This is a genomic window from Kribbella sp. NPDC004138, assembly GCF_053603655.1.
Genome location: NZ_JBSGFZ010000004.1, coordinates 292,251 through 312,834, shown reverse-complemented (window position 1 = coordinate 312,834; position 20,584 = coordinate 292,251). Strand labels below are relative to the sequence as shown.

General features: G+C 68.2%; 21 protein-coding genes, 3 tRNA genes and 1 riboswitch. Of the genes, 10 read left to right on the top strand and 14 right to left on the bottom strand.

Annotated elements, in window-relative coordinates; genetic code table 11:
* The first annotated feature begins 37 nt into the window (after positions 1-37).
* On the top strand, positions 38-526 hold the full coding sequence (locus ACWEOO_RS07585; RefSeq protein ID WP_452142289.1) for a hypothetical protein: 489 nt from the start codon (positions 38-40) through the stop codon (positions 524-526).
* A gap of 154 nt (positions 527-680) precedes the next feature.
* Here ACWEOO_RS07585 and ACWEOO_RS07580 read toward each other — a convergent pair whose 3' ends face one another.
* Together ACWEOO_RS07580 and ACWEOO_RS07575 are read right to left on the bottom strand one after the other, a co-directional pair.
* Entirely contained in the window at positions 681-1,544 is an 864-nt protein-coding gene (locus ACWEOO_RS07580) for a C40 family peptidase (protein ID WP_452142288.1), read from the bottom strand.
* Positions 1,544-1,735, bottom strand: a riboswitch (cyclic di-AMP (ydaO/yuaA leader). Its footprint overlaps the gene before it by 1 nt.
* Before the next feature lie 271 nt (positions 1,736-2,006).
* Entirely contained in the window at positions 2,007-2,969 is a 963-nt protein-coding gene (locus ACWEOO_RS07575) for a threo-3-hydroxy-L-aspartate ammonia-lyase (protein WP_452142287.1), read from the bottom strand.
* Between the two features lie 95 nt (positions 2,970-3,064).
* Between ACWEOO_RS07575 and ACWEOO_RS07570 the strand changes: the two genes are divergently transcribed.
* On the top strand, positions 3,065-3,427 hold the full coding sequence (locus tag ACWEOO_RS07570; RefSeq protein ID WP_359937070.1) for a YciI family protein: 363 nt from the start codon (positions 3,065-3,067) through the stop codon (positions 3,425-3,427).
* A 63-nt stretch (positions 3,428-3,490) separates the two neighbouring features.
* Here the strand turns inward: ACWEOO_RS07570 and ACWEOO_RS07565 are convergent, their stop codons facing one another.
* Together ACWEOO_RS07565 and ACWEOO_RS07560 are read right to left on the bottom strand one after the other, a co-directional pair.
* A complete protein-coding gene (locus ACWEOO_RS07565) occupies positions 3,491-3,676 on the bottom strand; it encodes a YegP family protein (RefSeq protein ID WP_452142286.1) in 186 nt (61 codons plus the stop codon).
* An 80-nt stretch (positions 3,677-3,756) separates the two neighbouring features.
* The gene (locus tag ACWEOO_RS07560) at positions 3,757-4,410 is read right to left on the bottom strand and encodes a TetR/AcrR family transcriptional regulator (RefSeq protein ID WP_359937076.1); all 654 of its coding nucleotides are present in this window, start codon (positions 4,408-4,410) and stop codon (positions 3,757-3,759) included.
* Between the two features lie 108 nt (positions 4,411-4,518).
* Here ACWEOO_RS07560 and ACWEOO_RS07555 point away from each other — a divergent pair, with 108 nt between their 5' ends.
* The 3 genes from ACWEOO_RS07555 (at position 4,519) to ACWEOO_RS07545 (ending at position 7,745) form a co-directional block, all read left to right on the top strand.
* The gene (locus tag ACWEOO_RS07555; RefSeq protein ID WP_359937079.1) at positions 4,519-5,943 is read left to right on the top strand and encodes an MFS transporter; all 1,425 of its coding nucleotides are present in this window, start codon (positions 4,519-4,521) and stop codon (positions 5,941-5,943) included.
* A 166-nt stretch (positions 5,944-6,109) separates the two neighbouring features.
* Entirely contained in the window at positions 6,110-7,183 is a 1,074-nt protein-coding gene (locus ACWEOO_RS07550) for a serine hydrolase domain-containing protein (RefSeq protein ID WP_452142285.1), read from the top strand.
* Between the two features lie 88 nt (positions 7,184-7,271).
* A complete protein-coding gene (locus tag ACWEOO_RS07545) occupies positions 7,272-7,745 on the top strand; it encodes a GNAT family N-acetyltransferase (RefSeq protein ID WP_359937085.1) in 474 nt (157 codons plus the stop codon).
* Here ACWEOO_RS07545 and ACWEOO_RS07540 read toward each other — a convergent pair.
* The 4 genes from ACWEOO_RS07540 to ACWEOO_RS07525 all read right to left on the bottom strand — a co-directional run bounded on the left by ACWEOO_RS07540 (position 7,692) and on the right by ACWEOO_RS07525 (position 11,063).
* Positions 7,692-8,897 carry a hypothetical protein gene (locus ACWEOO_RS07540; RefSeq protein ID WP_452142284.1) on the bottom strand — a complete coding sequence of 402 codons (1,206 nt, stop codon included), beginning with the start codon at positions 8,895-8,897 and terminating at the stop codon, positions 7,692-7,694. The genes ACWEOO_RS07545 and ACWEOO_RS07540 overlap by 54 nt on opposite strands.
* Complete coding sequence (locus ACWEOO_RS07535) at positions 8,894-10,018, bottom strand: helix-turn-helix domain-containing protein (protein WP_452142283.1); 1,125 nt, start codon at positions 10,016-10,018, stop codon at positions 8,894-8,896. Before ACWEOO_RS07535 ends, ACWEOO_RS07540 begins: the two co-directional genes overlap by 4 nt.
* 506 nt (positions 10,019-10,524) lie before the next feature.
* Positions 10,525-10,689, bottom strand: a complete 165-nt coding sequence (locus ACWEOO_RS07530) for a hypothetical protein (RefSeq protein ID WP_452142282.1) — start codon at positions 10,687-10,689, stop codon at positions 10,525-10,527.
* 83 nt (positions 10,690-10,772) lie between these two features.
* The gene (locus tag ACWEOO_RS07525) at positions 10,773-11,063 is read right to left on the bottom strand and encodes a DUF6247 family protein (RefSeq protein WP_452142281.1); all 291 of its coding nucleotides are present in this window, start codon (positions 11,061-11,063) and stop codon (positions 10,773-10,775) included.
* Between the two features lie 373 nt (positions 11,064-11,436).
* On the opposite strand from ACWEOO_RS07525, the gene ACWEOO_RS07520 reads away from it, so the two are divergent.
* The gene (locus ACWEOO_RS07520; protein WP_452142280.1) at positions 11,437-12,204 is read left to right on the top strand and encodes a hypothetical protein; all 768 of its coding nucleotides are present in this window, start codon (positions 11,437-11,439) and stop codon (positions 12,202-12,204) included.
* A gap of 50 nt (positions 12,205-12,254) precedes the next feature.
* On the opposite strand, the gene ACWEOO_RS07515 is transcribed toward ACWEOO_RS07520, so the two are convergent.
* Both ACWEOO_RS07515 and ACWEOO_RS07510 read right to left on the bottom strand, forming a co-directional pair.
* Positions 12,255-13,223, bottom strand: coding sequence for an NAD(P)-dependent alcohol dehydrogenase (locus tag ACWEOO_RS07515; protein WP_452142279.1), 969 nt, complete (start codon positions 13,221-13,223; stop codon positions 12,255-12,257).
* Between the two features lie 32 nt (positions 13,224-13,255).
* A complete protein-coding gene (locus ACWEOO_RS07510) occupies positions 13,256-15,379 on the bottom strand; it encodes an MMPL family transporter (RefSeq protein WP_452142278.1) in 2,124 nt (707 codons plus the stop codon).
* 155 nt (positions 15,380-15,534) lie between these two features.
* Here ACWEOO_RS07510 and ACWEOO_RS07505 point away from each other — a divergent pair, with 155 nt between their 5' ends.
* Positions 15,535-16,677: a sensor histidine kinase gene (locus ACWEOO_RS07505; protein ID WP_452142277.1), complete on the top strand. Its 1,143-nt coding sequence runs from the start codon at positions 15,535-15,537 to the stop codon at positions 16,675-16,677.
* Positions 16,674-17,330 (top strand): response regulator transcription factor, encoded by a 657-nt coding sequence (locus ACWEOO_RS07500; RefSeq protein WP_363707819.1) that lies wholly within the window; start codon positions 16,674-16,676, stop codon positions 17,328-17,330. The genes ACWEOO_RS07505 and ACWEOO_RS07500 overlap by 4 nt, the downstream gene beginning before the upstream one ends.
* A gap of 80 nt (positions 17,331-17,410) precedes the next feature.
* Here ACWEOO_RS07500 and ACWEOO_RS07495 read toward each other — a convergent pair.
* From ACWEOO_RS07495 to ACWEOO_RS07480, 4 genes are all read right to left on the bottom strand, one after another.
* Positions 17,411-17,486 (bottom strand) — tRNA-Phe (locus ACWEOO_RS07495).
* 46 nt (positions 17,487-17,532) lie between these two features.
* Positions 17,533-17,609: transfer RNA gene (locus tag ACWEOO_RS07490), tRNA-Asp, on the bottom strand.
* A gap of 58 nt (positions 17,610-17,667) precedes the next feature.
* Positions 17,668-17,740: transfer RNA gene (locus ACWEOO_RS07485), tRNA-Glu, on the bottom strand.
* 167 nt (positions 17,741-17,907) lie between these two features.
* Positions 17,908-19,062 carry a hypothetical protein gene (locus ACWEOO_RS07480; RefSeq protein ID WP_452142276.1) on the bottom strand — a complete coding sequence of 385 codons (1,155 nt, stop codon included), beginning with the start codon at positions 19,060-19,062 and terminating at the stop codon, positions 17,908-17,910.
* A 126-nt stretch (positions 19,063-19,188) separates the two neighbouring features.
* On the opposite strand from ACWEOO_RS07480, the gene ACWEOO_RS07475 reads away from it, so the two are divergent.
* Together ACWEOO_RS07475 and ACWEOO_RS07470 are read left to right on the top strand one after the other, a co-directional pair.
* A complete protein-coding gene (locus ACWEOO_RS07475; protein WP_452142275.1) occupies positions 19,189-20,139 on the top strand; it encodes a hypothetical protein in 951 nt (316 codons plus the stop codon).
* A gap of 17 nt (positions 20,140-20,156) precedes the next feature.
* A complete protein-coding gene (locus tag ACWEOO_RS07470) occupies positions 20,157-20,507 on the top strand; it encodes a metallopeptidase family protein (RefSeq protein WP_363707838.1) in 351 nt (116 codons plus the stop codon).
* The last annotated feature ends 77 nt before the right edge of the window (positions 20,508-20,584 follow it).

The window sequence follows — 20,584 nt, the reverse complement described above, 5'->3', positions numbered from 1 at the left end:
AGAGCGCGTACACCTGCTCGACCTTAGGGTTGGCGCCGTGGACGAGACGTTGTATCGCAAGAGCATGGGCAACCAGTGGGTGTACGGCGGCCTGGCCGTCGCGGCGCTCGCACTGATCGGTATCGGCAGTCTGATCGCGCAGCCGGTCCTCCTGGTGGCCGGCGTCGTGCTACTCCCGGTGGCGATCTACTTCTTCGCGCACGCCCGGTACGGGAACGTCCGCGTCACCCGTCAGGAGTTGGTGGTCGGCAAGCACACGCTGGTCCTGCGTGACCTGGATCGGTCGTTCGGTGCCCATCCGGCCGAAGCCGTGCTGAGCAAAGCCCAGCTGGACAGGCTCAACACCCAGACCGCGAGCGATGTCGTCGGCGAGACCGGCGTGCGGATCGTCGGTGGAGCGTGGGGCCGGCTGGGGCGCGGCGTGCAGTGGATCGTGGTCCGCCGTACGGGCTCTCCTGAGCTGCTGGCGGTGCCGGCCCGGCGGCCGAAGGATCTGCTGGCGGCCGTGAACGCAGCCTTGGCGTAGGCGCGATACCTGGAGACAGGAAACCGGCCCGATCCGTCGGAGGGGTGGGGGCGACGGTTCGGGCCGGTTTCGGAAGTCAGCGTGCCTGGGGGGATGAGGACGCTGACGACCGGCGGCGCCCAGTTGGGGGGGTAGGACGCCGGCCGGTCAGGACTCAGACGCGGCCGAAGGCCACGCTGCTGGTCCAGATCTTCGCCTTCGCGACCGGCTTACCCGGCTTCGAGGCGTGCCACAGCATGTTGCCGCCGGCATAGATGCCGACGTGATACACACCGCCGCCACCGCTGCGGAAGAACACGAGGTCGCCCGGCTTGGCGGCCTTGCGGCTGATGTGCTTGGTCGCGCTGTACTGCTGGCGCGACGTGCGCGGCAGCTTCTTGCCGGCCTTCTTGTACACGTAGCCGGTGTAGCCGGAGCAGTCGAAGCCGCGCGGGCTGGTGCCGCCGTAGCGGTACGGCGTGCCCTTGAGCTTGGCCGCCTCCCGGAGCACCTTGGCCCGGAAAGTCCCGACGGAGCCGCTCGACGTGCTGTGCGGACCGTAGAGCACCTTGTGCTTGGCGGCCCAGGTCAGCCGGCCCCAGGTCTTCTTGTCGGTGTAGCCGGTGGCCTTCAGACCCCAGGAGGTCTGGAACTTCTTCAGCACCCGGACGGTGCTGGTGCCGAAGTATCCGTCCGGACCCAGGTGCAGGGCCCTCTGAACGTACTTGACGGTCGGACCCTTGTCGCCGTACCGGAGCAGGGGCTTGCTGGGGATGCTCCAGTATCCACGCGGCACGGTGGTCGCGGTGCTGGAGCTGGTCGACGCCGAGGCGGCCGACGTGGTCGTCACGGACAGTGCGGCGCCGCCGCCGACAGCGAGGCCGACGGAAAGGACGGCCGCTGCGGTCCGGGGCGCCCCCGGACGGGTGGTGGGCTTGCGGTGCTTTGCCAGGGTCCGGCCCGTGGGCCGGTCGGTACTGGACTCAGCGGTCTGGCTGACGGCGCGCAGAAGCGACGTCCGTCGGGCAGTGACGGGCATGGTTGTCTCCCGACGCCTGTGAAGTTAGCTGTCGGGTTCGGGCTGGGATTCATAGCCCGGTCCGCTCCCGCGGACTTCACCCCAGGGTTTCGACCACTCACGGTCGAGACCCAACCTCCTGGGTCCCCCACCTCCGCCATGGTTGTTCGAGGGGAGCACACGAGCCTGGCGGAGCTCGGCGTTGACTCGTGTGCGGTTCGTGTTGTTTACCGAACCGCCGACGACTGTATAACAGAAGGATCACGACGCAAACCCTCAGATCCACAGAGTCGTTCTGAAACGGGCCTGAGAGGGCCCCTGACGGCTCAGTAAGCCGGGGTGAACACCAGGTGTCCTGAGCGCGTCTGAGCGGGGCGCAGACGGCAAATGAGGGCCTTGATGTGATCTGCGCCACATTTGATGGTGGCTTTCTGTGACAACGGGCACAGAGGGTGGTCAGGGCGTCCTAAAGTCCTTGCGCATTCAGCTATTGCCGAGCAGCTCGTGGAAGCGCTCCAGCCCCACGTTCCCGCCCGACAGCACCACTCCGACGCGCTCCGGCAGCCCGTGGATCCGTCCGGCCAGCAGTGCCGCCAGCGCGCTCGCCCCGCTCGGCTCCAGCACGATCTTCAGCCGCTCGAACGCGAACGCCATCGCGGCCACGATCTCCTCGTCGCTGACCAGCTCGAACGCCTCGACCAGCCGCTGGTTCACCGCGAACGTGAGCTCGCCGGGCGCCGAGACCGCCTGCCCGTCCGCGATGGTCCGCGGTACGGCGATCTCGACCCGCTCGCCCGCCGCGAGCGACCGGACGTGGTCGTCGCCCGCGGCCGGCTCCACGCCGATCATCCGGATCCCGGGGGACATCAGCGTCGCGGCGGTCGCGCAGCCGGCCATCAGTCCACCGCCGCCGACCGGGACCAGCAGTGCGCCGAGATGCCCGACCTCCTCGATCAGCTCGAGTGCGACAGTGCCCTGCCCGGCCATCACGTCGGGGTGGTCGTACGGCGGGATCAGCGGCCGCCCCCGCTCCGCGGCCAGCTCGTGAGCCAGCGCGGTCCGGTCCTGGGTGTACCGGTCGTACGTCACCACCTCGGCGCCGTACCCGCGGGTCGCGGCCAGCTTCGTCGGCGGGGCGTCCTCGGGCATCAGGATCACCGCCGACGTCCCGGCGAGGCGGGCCGCCAGTGCGACAGCCTGCGCGTGATTGCCCGACGAGTACGCCGCCACGCCCGTCGCGAGCTGCTCCGGGGAGAGCCTGCTGATCGCGTTGTACGCGCCGCGGAACTTGAACGCCCCGATCCGCTGGAAATTCTCCGCCTTCAGGAACACCTGCGCCCCGACCCGCTCGTCGAGCGTCCGCGAGGTGAGGACCGGCGTCCGGTGCGCGACCCCGGCGAGGCGATCGGCCGCGGCCCGGACATCTGTGAGACTCAGCTGCGACATGGGGTGACGCTATACCGATGTCAAGATCGGCCGGAGCGCTCCGTACTGATGGTTGAGAGGCGCCCACACCGGGGGCCGCTGGTGAAGGAGACATCGTGAAGTACCTACTGGTCCTGAACGTCAACCCCGACGTGATCGCCGCGCTGCCCGAGGAGGAGCAACAGGCCATCGGCAGCGGGCATCAGAAGTTCATGGACACGATCAAGGCGTCCGGCGAGTTCCACAGCACGGTCGCGCTGCAGCAGCCGGCCCAGTCGGCGGTCGTCAGGGTCCGCAACGGGCTGCCGGCCGTCACCGACGGCCCGTTCGTGGAGTCGAAGGAATTCCTCGGCGGCTACTACCTGGTCGACGTGGCGTCCCGAGAGCGCGCCTGCGAGCTGGCCGCGATGATCCCGGACGCCGGGATCGAAGGCCTCGGTGTCGAGGTCCGCGGCGTCGAGTTCGCGGACGGTCTCTGACCGCTCCGACGACGAAGGGGGTTCTCCACAGGCTGTGGAGAACCCCCTTGTTTTCTTGGGATGTCAGTCCGTCTGGTCGTCGACGTTCGCCTCGACAGCGTTCCGCTTGATCGAGTCGATCCCGTTCAGCGCGGCGGCCTTGGTGCCGTAGCTCTCGCTGCTGGTGGCGATGACCTCGCCGTTCCCGGCCTTCAAGCGGAACCGGAACTCACCGGACTTGTCCTTGTACAGCTCGAACTTCCCCGCCATCGGTGTACCTCCATAGAGAGTGGTATCGCTCCGCTTCGGAGCGTAGTCCTCCCGTGACGCAACCGACAGGCGCACACGCCCTATGCGAGGACGCCGCGGATGCCGCCGACGACCAGGTCGATGCCGACGGCGTAGTACTGCTCCTGGGACGACGAGCAGATCAGCGAGCCGGCAGACGCGGTGATCAGCGGGTAGCGCTCGGGCGACAGCGCGCCGAGCGCGGCGCGCTTGCGGCGCAGTGACGCCTCACGGGCCACCGGGTCGCTGAACTCGCGGACGATCGGGTCGGTGGTGACCAGCGCGATCAGCGAGCAGATCGACTGCCGGCCGACCTCGGCCGCGTCGTCGACGGAGAATCCGCCCTCGACCAGCAGCTCCAGGGCCCGCTCCGCGAGGGCGAGGCCGGGCTCGGCGACCAGGATCCGAGCGAGCGTCAGGTCCGCGAGCCGCGGGTGCGCCCGCAAGGCCGTGACGAACGCGGACAGCAGCGCGTGCAGCTGCCGGTCCCACGGCTCGTCGGTCGGCTCCGGCAGCACGATGTCCGCGAGCAACCGGTCGCCCAGCGCCGCGAGCAGGTCGTCCTTGTCCTTGAAGTGCCGGTAGAGCGCCATCGGGGTGACGTCGTGCTGCGCGGCCAGCTTCCGGAACGAGATCGCGGCCGGTCCCTCGTCGTCCGCGATGGCCAGCGCGGTGTCGACGATCTTGTCCGGGTCGAGGCGCTCTTTGGTGATCACGTTGACAAGTTTACACCGTAGACCTAATGTCTACTCCGTAAGCTTACGCCGTATACATACGGTGTAGACAACACAGGGTAGACCTGACTTAGTGAATGAGGTACGGCGATGCGACGCAGTCCTTGGGCCACCCTGGCGGTGCTGGCCCTCGCGCAGTTCATCGTGGTGCTCGACGTGACGATCGTGAATGTCGCGCTGCCCCACATCCAGGCGGACCTGAACTTCTCCGCCGACTCCCTGCAATGGGTGATCAACGCCTACACGCTGCTCTTCGGCGGCTTCCTGCTGCTCGGCGGGCGGATGGCCGACCTGCTCGGGCCGCGCCGTGTGTTCACCGCGGGCCTGGTGCTGTTCGGCGTCACGTCGCTGGTCGCCGGGCTGTCCAACTCGCCGGAGTTCCTGATCGGCGCCCGCGCTGTCCAAGGCCTCGGCGGTGCTCTGCTCTCTCCGGCGGCGCTCGCCATCCTGACGATGACGTTCGCCCACGGGCGTGAGCGCAACATCGCAATGGGCGTCTGGGGCGGTCTCGCCGGCCTGGGCGGGACCCTCGGGGTGGTCGCGGGCGGCGTGCTCGTCGATTCGCTGAGCTGGCAGTGGGTGTTCTTCGTCAACGTGCCGATCGTGATCGCACTGATCGCGCTGATCCCGGTGTTCGTCCGCGACGTGCGGCACGCGACGGGTCGCCGTACCTTCGACACGCTGGGCGCAGTTCTGGGCACGGCCGGCCTGATGGCCGTTGTCTACGGTGTGGTGCGCTCGGAGCCTGCTGGATGGGGTTCGTTCGAGGTTGTCGGCGTACTGACGGCAGGCGTCGTCCTGCTGGCGGCGTTCGTGATCGTGGAATCCCGGTCGGCAGCGCCGCTCGTCCCGTTGCGGTTGTTCCGGTCGCGGGCGTTGAGCGTGTCCGGCGCGTCGCTGGCGCTGAACGGCGCCGGGTTCCTGTCGATGTTCTTCCTGACTGCTATCTACCTGCAGCAGGTTCGTGGGGACAGTGCGCTCGACGCGGGGATCCACTTCCTGCCGATGGGCGGCGCGGCGATCGTCGGCGCGGTCCTCGCCTCGCAGCTGGTGCAGCGGTGGGGGACGCGGACGGTTCAGGTCGCCGGTGCGGTGCTCAGCGTCGCCGGGCTGCTTCTGCTGTCGCAGGCCGACGCGACCGGTAGCTACAGCTCCGAGCTGCTGCCCGGTCTGATCATCTTCGGGTTCGGCATCATCGGTGTCGGCGTACCGGGTCAGATCAGCGCGGTGTCCGAGGTCCGTCCCGCCGAGGCTGGTGCGGCGTCAGGTGTCGTCAACGCGATGTACCAGGTCGGCGGTGCGCTCGGTCTGGCGATCGTCACCACGCTGTCGATCACGCACACCACCAACGAGCTGACCCACGGCGCGACCCAGCTCCAGGCACTGCAGTCGGGCTACGAGCGCGGTCTGCTCGCAGCCGCCGCCTTCGCCGTCGCCAACATCCTGCTGACCTTCGCCGCCCCGCAACTCCAGCCCACGTCCGAGCAGCTCACCGAAGCCACCGCCGCCGCATAAGTTGCTGCCAGCAACACCCGCCGGCCTCGCCGCCGTCGAGGCCGCCGGGGTGGCTGCTGGACAACTGGGTGAGTTACGTAGTCGCCTGACCGGGTGATCCCTGATGTGTGCGCGGCCCACTGAGCTGAAGGCTTGGGGGACCGGACGGACACATGAGGAGATCAGGATGCTGGTGGCATTGGTGACAGCTGCGGCGATGGCCGTGGTTCCTGCGGTGAACTCGCCGCAGGAGTTGCAGAGGGGCCTCGACGGCGTTGTCGCGATCGGCGCGCTCGCCGAGGTGCGGGACGGCGGGCAGGTCTGGCGGGGCAGCAGCGGAGTTGCGGAACTGGGCAGTTCGCGGAAGGTCCCGGTGGCGGGGCGGTTCCGGGCCGGCAGCATCACGAAGACGTTCGTCGCCACGGTCGTGCTGCAACTCGTCGCCGAGCAGCGGATCCGGCTCGACGACCCGGTGGAGCGCTGGTTGCCGGGCGTCGTCCCGAACGGCGCGAACATCACGGTGCGCCAGTTGCTCAACCACACCAGCGGTTTGTACGACTTCAAGGACACGCTGCCGATGCCGCCGAGCTCGGACTTCTACGCGCTCCAGTACCGGACCTGGACCGCGGCCGAGCAGATCGAGCGGGCGCTCGCGCAGCCGCCGGTGTTCGACACGCCGGGTTCGCGGTACGACTACTCGAACACGAACTACCTGCTCGTCGGCGAGATCATCGAGAAGGTCACCGGCCGGACGTACGCCGAGGAGATCGAGCGGCGGCTGATCCGGCCGCTCGGGCTGCACGGTACGACGCTGCCCGGGACGTCGCCGTACATCAAGGGACCGCACCCGCACGGCTACGTGCCCAAGGACGGCGGGCTGGTCGACTTCACCGAACTGAACCCGACGCTGTTCGGTGCCGCCGGCGACATGATCTCCACGACCCGCGACCTGAACCGGTTCTTCGCCGCGCTGCTCCGCGGACACCTGCTCCCGGCCCGGCTGCTCGAGGCGATGAAGACGCCGGGCACTCCGGACGGCCGGTACGGCCTGGGGCTCTCGTGGCACGACACGGCCTGCAAAGTCCGGGTGTACGGCAACGACGGTGACGCCCTCGCGTACCAGGCCTACTCGTTCGCGACCGAAGACGCCCGGCGGCAGGTCACGGTTGCCGTCACCCCGCACCTCCCGGACAACCCGGATGCGTCCGTCGACGCGTTCGTCGACCGGGTGATCTGCCGGGAAACCGGTCACCCGATGTGACATTGTCCGCGTTGCGGTTTGGTGATCCTGGGAAACGGCGACACTGGTATGGATGCCTTGTTGCCATCTCCCGAAGGGGTCCGGGACCTTGGAACTCGCCATGCTCGGTGCCGACGACTGGCCCATCGCCCGGGAGGTGCGCCTCCGGGCCCTGAAGGATTCACCGTCGGCGTACATCGCCGACTACGAGGTCGAGGTGACGGTCGGTGAGGACGGCTGGCGCGAGCGCTTCACCCGGATGCGATGGGTCGTCGCCCGCGACGAGGCGCGGATCATCGCCCTGGCCAGCTCGGTGCGGGTGCTGGACCGCCCGGCGTACGAACGGCATGTCGAGTCGGTCTGGGTCGACCCGCGGTATCGCCGGACCGGCGTACTGCGGGCCGTCCTCGCCGAGCTCGCGGCGATCGAACCCGACGTCACCGAGTGGCGGGTGTGGGTGCTGGACACGAACGCGGTCGCACGCCAGGTGTACGACCGGCTCGGGTTCAGCCCCACCGGCGAACGTCAGTTACTGGAAGACCACTCCGGCCGGTGCGAGATCCGTCTCCGATTCTGTCGGTAGGCCGTAGCCGCAGGACATCCAGTTCGACAGGCCGAGGTGGCGCAGGGCCTCCTGCTTGCTCAGCCGGGCCGGGAGGTTGCCGAGCATCTTCTGCCACAGCTCCTCGTCCTCCTGCCAGCTCTCGATGAACTCCACACACAGCTTCGAGGAGATCTTCAGGGCCCAGGACTTCGCGGTTTCCAGCGACTTCTCGATGCGGCGGTACTCGATGTCGTCGAACGAGGACTTCGCGGCCCGGACGTCGGCGAGCGTCTCGGTGATCGTCTTCAGCCGGACGGTTTTGAAGTAGTCCCAGTACGACGGCTCCATGGCGATCCGCAGCTGCTCCTCGAAGGTCGAGCCCGACTGGCCCTCGAACGCCGCGTACAGCCCCTCGGCCAGCAGGTCGCCGAACTCCTCCCGGGCCGCCCGGTCCGGATCCGCGAACGGGTCGTACTCCAGCTGCCGGACCTCGCCGATCTTCGGTATCGCCCGCCGGGCCGCGTGCCGGGCGAAGAAGAACCAGTCCTCGTTGTAGATGTCGGCGAAGAAGGACAGCTCCGGGCGTTGCAGATCCACACCGAGGACCGCACCGCTGACGAACACGTCTTGGGATCCGACCAGGCGGCGAGCGTGGCACACCACCGAGTTGTCCGGGAAGTCCCAGCTGACCATCGAGGCGACCGGGTGCCGGTCCAGGTACCCGGTGAGGCGCCGGACGTCCCGCGCCTTGAGCTGCCTGATGTCGTCGTCGACGAACATGATCTTGTTCCAGCCGCGCAGCCGGCCGAGCAAGAGGCCGATGTTGCGTTTCGCGCTGAGATCGCTCGCGCGGCCGGCCGAGGCGTTCTGGAACTTCTCGGCGGAGGTCTTCGGGGCCGGGCACGGCGGCCGGTACCCCTGAGGGACGTCGATGACGAGCGCCTGGGCGCCGAAGGTGTCCTTCACCCGCTGGACGACCTGCCCGACCTGTGCGCTGTGACTGCAGAGGACGACGAGCGGTACGCCCAGCTCGGCGGACAGCGTGATGACGCTCTGCAGCTCCGACGCCGGCCGCGCGGCCGGTACGACGATCGCGTCCAGGCGCGTGTTCGCGGAAGCTGCTACCGGGACGGATCCGTCGAAGAGCAGGCCCGCATGGGACGCCTTGATCTGTCTGGTGCGACGGCTCATGCGTCCTCGTCCTCCGGCGACCACTCGAAGAGACGGTTGTCCTCGATCTCGAGGTCGGGGGTGACGGCCTCGCCGTTGATGACCGGCACCCGCATCAGCAGGCCGTACACGCCGCCGGGGAATCTGTTGGCGAGGTAGATCTCGTTGCGTTCCCGGACGGCGTCGTCGGTCAGCATCCGGACCGCGCCCAGCACACCGCGGCTGTAGACGCCGTTGCAGATCGTGATGGTCCGGCTGTGGTTGAACGGGTTGGGCAGCCGCGCGAACAGTGCGACGTCCTCGACCAGCTCCCGGGGAGTGTCGCCCTTCCAGGCATCCTGCGCCTGGTCCGCCTCGAGCTCGGCCTTGCTCGGCGCGTCGTCCTCCGCGGCGCCCTTGCGCTCCTCCCAGAGCGGCCGGTACTCACGACCGTCGCGTGACCGGAAGATCTCGCCGTCGGCCAGATCAGGGACCGACATCTGCCGGATCGGCAGGTTGTCGAGGACCCGCAGCAGCCGGCTGGTGACCCGGTTCCAGGCGATACCGCCGATCAGGATCAGATGGCCGGACATGTGGTCGGCGCTCACCTCGGACGGCAGCCGGTGCCGCACCCGGAGCTCCGGGTTAGAGGCGCGCACGTGCCCCCACATCTCGATCAGCGCGTCGAGGTCGGCGTACTTGTACAACCGGGTGTGGTTCGGGTTGTCCTCGTCGGCGAGCGGCGAACGGCCGAGCTCGGGCACCTCCGGGCAGATCAGCGTGATCCGGCCGGACTCGAAGTCGAAGGTGTACGAGCTGTTGGACGACGACGAACCGCTCTGCTGGTGGCGCACGTCGTCCCGCAGCGTCATCAGCTCCCGCTGCAGGCTGCTGAAGCGCTCGCGCTCGGCCGGGCTCAGGTCCTGCTCGCGCGGCAGCCGCTCGAGGGTCGGCGACATCGCGAAGAACAGTGCGTACGACCGCAGCCGGTCCTCGGGGGGAAGTTTCGGGTTGCTCTGCGACTCCCACGAGCTGATCGTCGCCACCGCGACCCGGACGTCGGCGCTGAGCGCCTGCGACACGTCCTTCTGGGTCAGCCCCGCGGTTTCCCGGAGGTCCCGGAGTCGCCTGGCGAGTCGTACGGCCTCTGGAGAGGGGGCCACTGTCACTCCCGAAAATGGTCGACCAACTGCGGGGGCGCCGGATCGGCCGATCCGGTACCCCGCTCTACCTGACTCCACCGAGCCCGCTGTACTCCGCGCCGCCGGGGGTCACCCGATGGCGTTGTCGCCGTAGGACTGGGGGCTCTCTGGTACGGCTCCGATCGCCATTGCTCCTGACAAACTGGCGATTGACCGCAGTTACACCGTGGATCTACCGTAATACTGAAGTCGACCTGAAGCCAACTGAAACCACGCGACGCGCGGAGAACAGGAGCTACCGAGGAGCCGGACGGGGTGTTCGACACGACCTGAGCAGGTGCCCGATGCGCAGATCAGCAACCTGCGCCGCCTGGCCGCGGACAGGCCGAGCGGGATGCCGCAGGACCGGCAACGACCCGCCGCCGGACGAAGGGCAACCTGTCGGTCGCCGTCCTGACAGCTCTGGTGGCGGGGCTGCTGCTGACCTACTTGCTGATGGGTCCTCTGCACCCTTGAGTGCGGAGCCGTCAGCGATCAACCGACCAGGTCACGTCGAAGATCCGGATCAGTTCGTGACTGTCGTTGATGTGAAAGGACAACAATCCAAGCCCGCCGAAGACGCACTGGCGGAAGGTCGGCTCGTCTCGTTCGAGGGCTTGCGTCTCCCAGGGCGCGTCAACCAGCTTGGTCACACACTCGACCATGGCATCGAATGCCGGTGGAGGTAGTCCGTGCAGTTGGGCCAATGCGGACGCGTGAAACTCCACGCGGTAGCTCACTGCCGATCGGACCAGCCTGGGATCACTTGCTCGGCCGGGACGAACTCGTCGCCTCGATCATCGCGAGCGGCCTGCAGCGTCTCCTCGAAGGCCGGATCGGAGTACGCGACCGCCCGCAGCCGCCAGAGATGCAGAACGTCCCGTAACTGCTGGAAACGCCACACCTCGTGGGCGGCGTCGAGCGTCCCGTGATACTCGGACAGGAACTGCTCATGCCACTTCGCCGGCAACACGCGGAGGATCTCACCAGGGTCCTCCGGTGGGTCCTGCATCGGCTGAGCAGGCATGATCTCAGCCTACTCTGAGCCCAGCCGACGAGCGCCGAGGTTGTCCACAACCTCCCGGCAGGCGGCCGGGTACGTTCGTGGATCGGACGCGACCTGGATCCAGCAGTTGGAGATCGTGCCCAGGCGCAGCCGGCCTGATCGCCCCAACGGTTGGGGGTCTTCGATGCGTCTACTAGATATGATCCCCATCAGGCTCTGTCCGCTCGTACTCGCGCTACTCGTACTGCCGGCGTGCGGGAACGAGGTGGCGGCGAGTTCTGCGCCGAGCCCGTCAACGCCGACAACGGCTCGCCCGGTAGATCCGTCTCGCTCGGTCGATCCGTCGCAGATACCGCAAGGTCCTCCGACTCGGGCGTTCCTCGACCGCGCGCGTGTGGTCGCGGAAGCCGTCCGCGCAGCCGGGATCCCGCCGTCTCCCGAGGGGATCTTCCTGTACACGTCCCGCACGCCGGGCCTCATGTTCGACACCACCGAGCAGAAGGTCGCGTGGGGCGCCGGGTACGTCACCATCGCGCCAGGCGTGAAACTCGCATCAGCCGGCACCACCCGCATCGATTTCAGCGACGGGTCGAATGTCTCGGCGACCGTTCTCGATCCGCGGCGCGCAGTGACAGAAGCGATCGGGACGCCGTACGACAACTGCGGTCACATCGCCGTACCGGCATCGAAGTGCAAGCTCACGATCACCGCGGGCTCTTTGAAGACCACCGCAGTGGACACGAGCAGAGGCCGCGCGACCGTCCCTGCGTGGTCGTTCACCGTCCGAGGCTTGTCGAGGCCGATCGTCGCCGTAGCGATCTCTCAGGACATCCTCAAACCTCTAGCCGAACCCACCCCACCCCCCGGCCTCACCGAGCCCGACCGCGACGGCCCTGTTGTCGGCAGACTCACCCGGGTCGAAGGCAACACCATCACCTTCAACCTCCACCACGGCGCCTGCGACACCAACCTCCGGGCCCACGCCATCGAGCACGACGACATGGTCCTCATCGGCGGATCCCACACCAACAAACAAGTCGCCTGCCGAGCCGTCGGCCTGAGCACACCAGCCACCCTTACCCTGACCCACCCCCTAGGCACCCGCCCCATCATCAACGCCACCACAGGCACCAGACTCACCTTCTACCCACACCTGAGGTAGACAGAGCGTGGCCGTCGACTCTCACTGCAGACCCCACCACGTGACGACGTTCAGCTCGAACGGCAGGGCTGGGTGACGACGACCTTGCCGAGGGCGTGGCCCTCGCCGACGTACGCGAGGGCTTGTGGTACCTCGTCAAGCGTGAAGGTGCGGTCGATGTGGATGCTCACGTCACCGGCGACGCACAGGTCGGCCAGCGGCTCGAAGTAACGGGGCCCCTCTTTGACGACGAGCACCCCGAGCCGGCGGCCGGTGACTCGCCCGGCGGCGGCGCCGATCGTGAGCACACGCAGCAGCGCGCGGATGGATCCTCCTACACACCGATACCGGCCGCCCGGAGCGAGCGCTCGACGATAGTCGAACACCGACCGGTGAGCGACGAGATCCAGTATGAGGTCGTACGGCTCGTGATCGCGGGTGAAATCCTCGCGGCGGTAGTCGATCACTTCGTCGGCACCGAGCGCCTTCATGAACTCGAGCTTGCCGCCGTTGTCGACACCGGTCACGTGAGCACCGAGGCGCTTGGCCAGCTGGATGGCGAAGGAACCCGACCCTCCACCACCGCCGTTGATCAGCACCCGACGCCCCTTCGCGGCACCCACCGTGCCCTGCACAGCGATCGCGCCGGCCTGCGGAATCGTCGATGCCTCGGCGAACGTCAGCCCGCCAGGCTTGGGGGCGAGTGACGAAGCGGAGGCGACGGCGTACTGGGCGAAGCCGCCCATGAGTTGGAGATTGTCGCCGTAGACCTCGTCACCTGGCTGGAACCGAGTGACGCCGGTGCCGACGCCCTCGACCCAGCCGGCGATGTCCGAGCCGAGCGTCTGGCGTCTCGGCGCGCGCAGTCCACCCAGCCGCGCGTAGAACGGCGATCCACGAACGCCCTCCCAATCACTGAGATTGACCGACGTCGCCGCGACCTTCACCAGCACCTGCCCAGCGGCGGGCGATGGCATCGTGACGTCCTCGACCCGCAATTCGTCGGGGCGCCCGTATCTCTCGTAGATGACAGCCTTCATGTCCCCTCCAGCGCGACCATGGGTCGATCCTGTCATCGCTGCCAGGACATGTCCGAGCTCGGACGCGCAACTGTCCGGGGCAACTGGCGCTTGAACCAAGCCGGCGTCCACCAGTTCGCGTCGCCCAGCAGCTTCATCAGGGCCGGTACGAGAATCAGCCGGACGACCGTTGCGTCGATCAGGACCGCGGTGGCCAGGCCCAGGCCGAACATCTTGGCCGTTGGGTCGTCGGCAAGGGAGAAGCTGACGAAGACCGTGATCATGATCAGCGCTGCCGACGTGATCACGCGGCCGGTGGTGGTGATGCCGTGGATGGTCGAGGCGGTGTTGTCATGGGTACGCACGTACTCCTCGCGGATCCGGGTGAGCAGGAAGACCTCGTAGTCCATCGAGAGCCCGAACACCACGGCGAACATGAACATCGGGATGAACGGAAGGATCGGAATGGTCGACTCCAGCCCGATCAGGTCCGCGGCCCAGCCCCACTGGAAGATCATCACGATGACGCCGAAGGACGCGCCGATGCTCAGCAGGTTCATCAGCGCGGCCTTCAGCGGTACGACGACCGACCGGAAGACCACGGTGAGCAGCACGACGGACAACAGGATCACGGCGCCGATGAACCACGGCAGCCGATCGTTGACCCGCGCCCCCACATCCGCGAGGGTCGCCGTCTGACCACCGACGTGAGCCTTCGCCGGGCTGTTCCGCAGGACCGAAGGAAAGACCTCCGCGCGCAGCCGCTTGACGGTCGTCATCGTGGCATCGTCCTGCGGTCCGGTCGTCGGTACGGCGATCAGCGTTGCGACACCGGCCGCGGTGTTCACCGCAGGTGGTGCGACCGACGCGATGCCCTGATCGGCGCGGACGGCGTCGAACAGCGGCTGTACGACGCCCGGATCGCGCGAGACGTCGACGGCGATCACCAGCGGACCGTTGCTACCGGCACCGAATCCCGCGGCGACCAGGTCGTAGGCCCGGCGTTCGGTGCGTTGCACTGGAAGTGCGCCGTCATCGGGTGTACCGACGCGGAGTGCGAGCACGGGTGCGGCCAGCGCCAGCAGCAGCACGGTGGCGCTGACGGCGTACGCGGTGGCGTGCTTGGACACGTGCCCCGCCCACCGCTGCCAACCCGAACCAGGCGACGACCGCACCCGCCGTACCCGAAGGCGGTTGATCCAGTGCCCGGCCAGACCCAGGAACGCGGGCAGCAAGGTGATCGAAGCGAGCACCATGGTCAGCACGATCAGCGAGACCGCGATCCCGCCCGCCGTGATGAACGGTACGCCGGCCACCACCAGCCCGAGAATCGCGATCACGACCGTGCCGCCGGCGAAGAGCACAGCCTGTCCGGCCGTCGCGACCGCACTCCCGACCGACTCCGCGACCGACATCCCCCGGGCCAGGTACTCCCGGTGCCGCGTGACGATGATCAGCGCGTAGTCGATGCCCACGCCGAGCCCGATCATGCTGCCGAGCACGGGCGCCCAACTGGGCAGGTCGATGAGATACGTGACCAGGGACAGTGAACTGATCGCGAGCGCGAGCCCGAACACCGCCATCCCGATCGGCAGGCCCATCGCGATGATCGATCCGAACGCGAGCAGCAGGATCACCATCGCGGCGATCAACCCGACCGCCTCACCGAGACCGGCCTGGCCTTGCTCGAACGCAGAGAAGAGATCCCCGCCCAGCTCGATCCGCAGCGGCGAGTCAACTGCCGCCAGGGTCTTGAGTTGCTCGAGGTCGCTCGGCTCCAGCTTCTCGAGTACCGGGTACTGCAGCCGGATGAGCCCGACGCGACCGTCCGGCGAAACGACGGGATCGCCGGCCCTCAGCACATGCGGCAACGACGCCGCAGCCGACTGAATCCGGGTCAGAGCGGTCCGCAGGTCAGGCGAGTTGAGCGTCGACGTCGAGTCGCGCGGAGTCATGACCACCTGCGCGGTGAGCCCGGCCTGATCCGCTCCCGCGGCCGACAGCAGGTCGGTGGCGGATTGCGAATCCACGCCGGGCGCCCCGAACGACTCCTCCAGTTTCTTGCCGAAGGCGCCGGATGCCGCGATCACGAGCGCGGCGACAACCAGCCACGCCCCGATCACCACCCAGGGGCGACGTGCGGCGTACCGGCCCAGTCTGTACAGATGCGACCTCATCATGGATCCCTTCGGCGAGAGTTGGGTTCAGCGTGCGGCCGGACAGGCGGCCGCCACCTCGGGCGATGGGCCGGACTTCCGTCGGCCGAACAGCCAGGTCGGGTCCCGTACTTTGAGCCGATCCGCTCGGCGCACTGAGTCCCTACGCTGTGGGCATGCTGAGAAACGCCATCCGCTCGCTGCTGGCCGAGCCGCGAGCGCCCGAGCCACCCAGGCGGGTCTGGCGCGACTGGGTGCTCGTCGGCGGCCTGCTGCTGGCGGTCGTTCTCGAAGGCGTGTTCCGCGAGGACGTCGTGTGGAGACCTGCCGCGATCGTGATCGCCGTCGTCGTCGCGTGCGCTCTGCTGTGGCGTCGTACCCGTCCGTTGACGGTGGTGGCCGCCGTGTTCGGCGTCCTCATCGTGATCAACCTCGTCACCCTGGTCACCGGGAACGCGACCTTCGGGCTCTACTCGATGATCTGCGTGGTGCTGCTGCCGTACTCACTGGCTCGCTGGGGATCCGGCCGCGAGATCCTCATCGGGCTGGTGTTCATCCTGGTGGCGCTGGTGCTGGGAATCGCCAGCGACTTCACCGGATACGCCGAAGCGGCGTTCGGCAGCATGTTCCTGCTCTTCCCCGCGACACTTGGGCTCGCGGTCCGCTATCGGTGGACGGCCCGGAACCGCGAGTTGGGCCAGGTGCGACTCCGTGAGCGCGAACTGTTGGCCCGGGAGTTGCACGACACGGTCGCTCATCACGTGTCCGCGATCGTCATCCGAGCCCAGGCCGGCCGAGCCGTCGCGGCCACCCGCCCGGAAGCGGCGGTCGACGCTCTCGCCGTCATCGAGGCGGAGGGTACGCGGACCCTGGCCGAGATGCGAGCGATGGTCGGAGTACTGCGTGATGACGGGACGGCGGCGCTGGCGCCACAGCCGGGCGTAGCCGAGCTGGAGCAGCTCGCCCGCAGCGCCGGCGACCGGCCGCGGGTGGAGGTCGAGGTGTCGGGCGACCTCGGTGATCTCGACGGCGCGGTCGGCGCAGCGATCTACCGCATCGCGCAGGAGTCGATCACGAACGCCGTCCGGCATGCCCGGCAGGCGACGCGCATCGACGTACGGCTGACGTCGTCCGACGACTCCGTCCAGCTGACCGTCCGCGACAACGGGGAAGCGACCTCGAGGAACCCGGGAGGCTACGGCCTGGTGGGGATGGCCGAGCGCGCGACGCTGCTCGGCGGCACGCTCGCCGCGGGCCCTGACCCGGACCGGGGCTGGTCCGTCGACGTGGTGCTGCCCCGAAAGGCGGGCGGCCGATGACGATCCGGGTACTCGTCGCCGACGACCAGGACCTCGTCCGGACCGGACTCGCGATGATCCTCGATGCCCAGCCCGGTATCGAGGTGGTCGGTCAGGCGGCCGACGGTCTGGAAGCCGTGGAGTTCGCTCGCCGGCTGCGGCCCGACGTGTGTTTGCTCGACATCAGGATGCCCGGGCTGGACGGGATCGCGGCAACCCGCCAACTGGCCGGACCCGGCGTCGCTGACCCGCTGCCGATCGTGGTGATCACCACCTTCGATCTCGACGAGTACGTGTACGGCGCTCTGAAGGCCGGAGCGCGTGGATTCCTGCTCAAGGACGCCGGGCCGGACCTTCTGGTCCAGGCGATCCACGCCGCCGCCAACGGCGACGCACTGATCGCCCCGAGGATCACCGCACGGCTGCTGGCCGCGTTCTCCGAGCCACCGACCGGCCGCTCGGCAGTCCAACCGGTCGAGCCGCTGACCGCCCGCGAGGAACAGGTCCTGATCGCCGCGGCCACCGGCCGCACCAACGCCGAGATCGCAGCCGACCTGCACATCAGCCTCAGCACCGTGAAGACCCACCTGACCGCAGTGATGGGCAAGATCAACGCCCGGAACCGAGTCGAAATCGCCATCTGGGCCTACGAAACCGGCCGCATCAAGCCCTGAGCCCACAGCCGCGCACCAAGCCCGCAGACGCCGCATACCTGCCGAAAAGAAAATCCCTCCCCGCTGGACGGAGAGGGTGGTGGTGGTCAGGGGCGGTCTCGAACCGCCGACCTTCCGCTTTTCAGGCGGACGCTCTACCAGCTGAGCTACCTGACCGGGGAGAAAATTCGGCGGCGGTGTTGTGGACACCGCCGCCTTCTCCTGGCGACCCAGACGGGACTCGAACCCGCGACCTCCGCCGTGACAGGGCGGCACGCTAACCAACTGCGCCACTGGGCCTTGCGACTCGATGATCCTACAGCATCTTCGAGCTAGGTTTTGCACCGGCCTTCGGCCGTATCCCCAACGGGATTCGAACCCGCGTTACCGCCTTGAAAGGGCAGCGTCCTAGGCCACTAGACGATGGGGACTCGGACCCGCGGGAGCCGAAGCTCCAGGGACAGCCGTAAGCATAGAGGACATGTTGTCAGGCTCCAAAACGACTTCCTGAAGGGGCGCCGTACGCCGGAGAGGAGCTCGGCGTACGGCGCCCCGGGCCGGGTGGGACTGACCGGCCCGGACAGCTGATCGCGCGACGTCAGGTGGTCGCGTCAGGGGCGATCAGCTGCGGGTACTGGGCGGAGAACAGGTTGTAGAAGCCCAATGCGGGCAGGACGAACCCCTGCGGCCGGGCCGCGTCCGCGAGGCCGGACGCCCAGAGGGCGGACCGCATTCGCTGGTTGGGGGTGCCGTGGTGGCCGGCGGCGGTGAAGCCGCAGTCGCCCAGCTGGTAGAACATCTGGCCGAAGGCCTGGACCCGCTTCCAGTTCATCGCCTCGCCGCGGGCGTGTGTGAGGAAGTACGCACTGAACGCGTCGGCCATCAACTCGGCCCACCGTGACGACTCCGGCGCGGGCAGGTCGGTCCGCATCAGCCCGTCGGAGTACTGGACCTGGTGACCGAACTCGTGCGCCAGGATCGCCTGCGGCGCGACGTCGCTCAGTCCGACCTTCGCGAAGCCCTCCAGGACGCCGTCGCCGAACACGATCCGCCGGTGCGAGGCGCCGTACCCCGGGGTGTTCTCGCCGCCCGGAGAGGCGTACGCGTTGAACGTGAACAGCGGCAGGTCGCCATACCCGAGGGCGGCGCTGTTCATCTCACGGGCGACCAGGTCGGCCGAGACCCGTGAGGCGGCCGGGTCGGCCTTGTACAGGACCGTGAACACCCGGTAGTTCCGCTCGGCGTCGAGCATGATCCGCCCGTGCGCCGGCATCAGCTCCACGTCGCTGGAGTCGATGTCCCAGAACCCCTTCAGCTTCGCGAAGGTCTTGTTCACGGTGTGAGTGAATTCACCCTGTACGCCGTAGCTGAGCGGGCCGCTCTGCGGGAAGTACACGGCGTCCACCATCGCCATGTCGAACAGCAGCACGTGCAGTACGGCGAGGCGCTGCTCGAAGGTCCACGACGCGACGTCGGGCGTGATCGCCGCCACCACTGGAGGCGTCGCGCTGGGGCACTCGTACTGCGTCGGGTCGATGGCCGCGAGCAGGGCGTCCCGGACCGGGCTGTCGGGCAGCCCGAGCTGAGCCCTGACCGCCTCTGCGCGCTCTCGCATGGCAGGCAGGTTGTCGACGACCTGCTGGACCTCAGGCGACAGGGTCTGCGCCGCAACAGCAGCCGAGGCCGGCGGGGCCGTCAGCCCGAGTGAGAGGCCGACGGCGGCAACCGCCGACCAGATCAAGCTCTTTCTCATGAACACTCCTAGGGGACCGAGGGGAAAGCGGCATCAGTATTGGCAGCCGCCCGCGGCCGTCACGAGGTCTTGAACCTGTCGGAATCCGGCATGGCGAGAACCTGTCGCCTGCTGGTACACAGAGGCATGGAGTCGCTCCAGGCGTTGGGTGTCTCGGGCCCAGCCGAGACGCTGTACCTCGACCTCCTGCAGAACCCGGGGAGCACGCCGGACGCGCTCACGGCGCGCTACGGCGACATCGAGGCCTGTCTGGCCGAGCTGACCGCACTGGGCCTGGTGGAGCGGGCTGACGGCTCAATGGTGGTCCGCCCGCCCCGGCTGGCCATGGACGCTGTGGCGGAGCGGCACATCAGCCGGGCCGCGCTGGCCCGTGAGAGCGCCGATCTGCTCACCGAGCTCTGGAAGACGGCGGCCGGGAAGCAGGACTACCTCGAGGTGCTGCCGACGTACGACGCCGCGCAGTCCGTGCTCAACTCGGTCCAGACCGACGCCCAGGCGCGGGTCCGGGCGATGACGATGGGCAACATCGCTGCTCGCGAGCTCCGGATCGTGGAGGGCCTGTTCGAGGCGCTGCGCCGTGGCGTTCGGTACGACGTCATCTACGGAGCGCATGTCCTCCAGGACGCCGGTGCGCTGCATCTGGTGCAGGAGTGCATCGACGCGGGCGAGCAGGCACGGGTGTTCCCGCACGTACCGCTCAACATCACGATCGTCGACGAGCGGTGGGCTCTGGTCGGCGCGTGGACGGAGGTACGCCGGGGTCCCGAGTTCGTCGCGCTGGTCGTGCACGACTCACCGCTGCTCGGCGGCCTGGAGCGGATCTTCGAGGCACTCTGGCGGATCGCCGTACCGATCACCAGCAGGACCGAACTGAACGACGTGACGGCCGGTCCGAGCCTGGAGGCGAAGCGGCTGCTGACCTACCTGAGCGCGGGGCTCACCGACGAGTCGATCGCCCGCGAGTTCGGCGTCAGCGAGCGCACCATCGCCCGCCGGATCGGTCGGCTCCAGGAGGCGCTGGGCGCCCAGACCAGGTTCCAGCTCGGCGTTCAGGCGTCCCGTCAGGGCTGGCTCTGACTCACTACGCTGGCAGCGTGATCGAGATGAGCCGGGCGGACTTCGAGGTGCTGGTCGCGCAGGCGCTGGACGAGGTGCCGGAGGAGTTGGCGGCGCTGATCGACAACGTGGCGGTCTTCGTCGAGGACGAGCCGCCGGCGGGTGATCCGGAGCTGCTCGGGATCTACGAGGGCATCCCGCTGACCGAGCGCGGGCACTACTACGGCGGCGTCCTGCCGGACCGGATCACGATCTACCGGAACCCGACGCTGGCGATCTGCGAGACCTTCGACGACGTCGTCGACGAGGTCAACATCACCGTCGTGCACGAGATCGCGCACCACTTCGGCATCGACGACGCCCGGCTGCACGAACTCGGATACGGCTGACCGTAGGCCGATCGCGGTTGGGTGGGGTAGCCTCGGGCGGCCGGTTTCGGGGACCGGTCCGCCTACTCTTTTGAACG

Excerpts from the sequence above, each read along its gene's own strand:
- ACWEOO_RS07550 (WP_452142285.1), top strand. The coding sequence starts at position 6,110 with ATGCTGGTGGCATTGGTGACAGCTGCGGCGATGGCCGTGGTTCCTGCG.
- ACWEOO_RS07525 (WP_452142281.1), bottom strand. The coding sequence starts at position 11,063 with ATGCCTGCTCAGCCGATGCAGGACCCACCGGAGGACCCTGGTGAGATC.
- ACWEOO_RS07510 (WP_452142278.1), bottom strand. The coding sequence starts at position 15,379 with ATGAGGTCGCATCTGTACAGACTGGGCCGGTACGCCGCACGTCGCCCC.
- ACWEOO_RS07500 (WP_363707819.1), top strand. The coding sequence starts at position 16,674 with ATGACGATCCGGGTACTCGTCGCCGACGACCAGGACCTCGTCCGGACC.
- ACWEOO_RS07475 (WP_452142275.1), top strand. The coding sequence starts at position 19,189 with ATGGAGTCGCTCCAGGCGTTGGGTGTCTCGGGCCCAGCCGAGACGCTG.
- ACWEOO_RS07480 (WP_452142276.1), bottom strand. The coding sequence starts at position 19,062 with ATGAGAAAGAGCTTGATCTGGTCGGCGGTTGCCGCCGTCGGCCTCTCA.
- ACWEOO_RS07505 (WP_452142277.1), top strand. The coding sequence starts at position 15,535 with ATGCTGAGAAACGCCATCCGCTCGCTGCTGGCCGAGCCGCGAGCGCCC.
- ACWEOO_RS07575 (WP_452142287.1), bottom strand. The coding sequence starts at position 2,969 with ATGTCGCAGCTGAGTCTCACAGATGTCCGGGCCGCGGCCGATCGCCTC.
- ACWEOO_RS07515 (WP_452142279.1), bottom strand. The coding sequence starts at position 13,223 with ATGAAGGCTGTCATCTACGAGAGATACGGGCGCCCCGACGAATTGCGG.
- ACWEOO_RS07555 (WP_359937079.1), top strand. The coding sequence starts at position 4,519 with ATGCGACGCAGTCCTTGGGCCACCCTGGCGGTGCTGGCCCTCGCGCAG.
- ACWEOO_RS07540 (WP_452142284.1), bottom strand. The coding sequence starts at position 8,897 with ATGAGCCGTCGCACCAGACAGATCAAGGCGTCCCATGCGGGCCTGCTC.
- ACWEOO_RS07580 (WP_452142288.1), bottom strand. The coding sequence starts at position 1,544 with ATGCCCGTCACTGCCCGACGGACGTCGCTTCTGCGCGCCGTCAGCCAG.
- ACWEOO_RS07565 (WP_452142286.1), bottom strand. The coding sequence starts at position 3,676 with ATGGCGGGGAAGTTCGAGCTGTACAAGGACAAGTCCGGTGAGTTCCGG.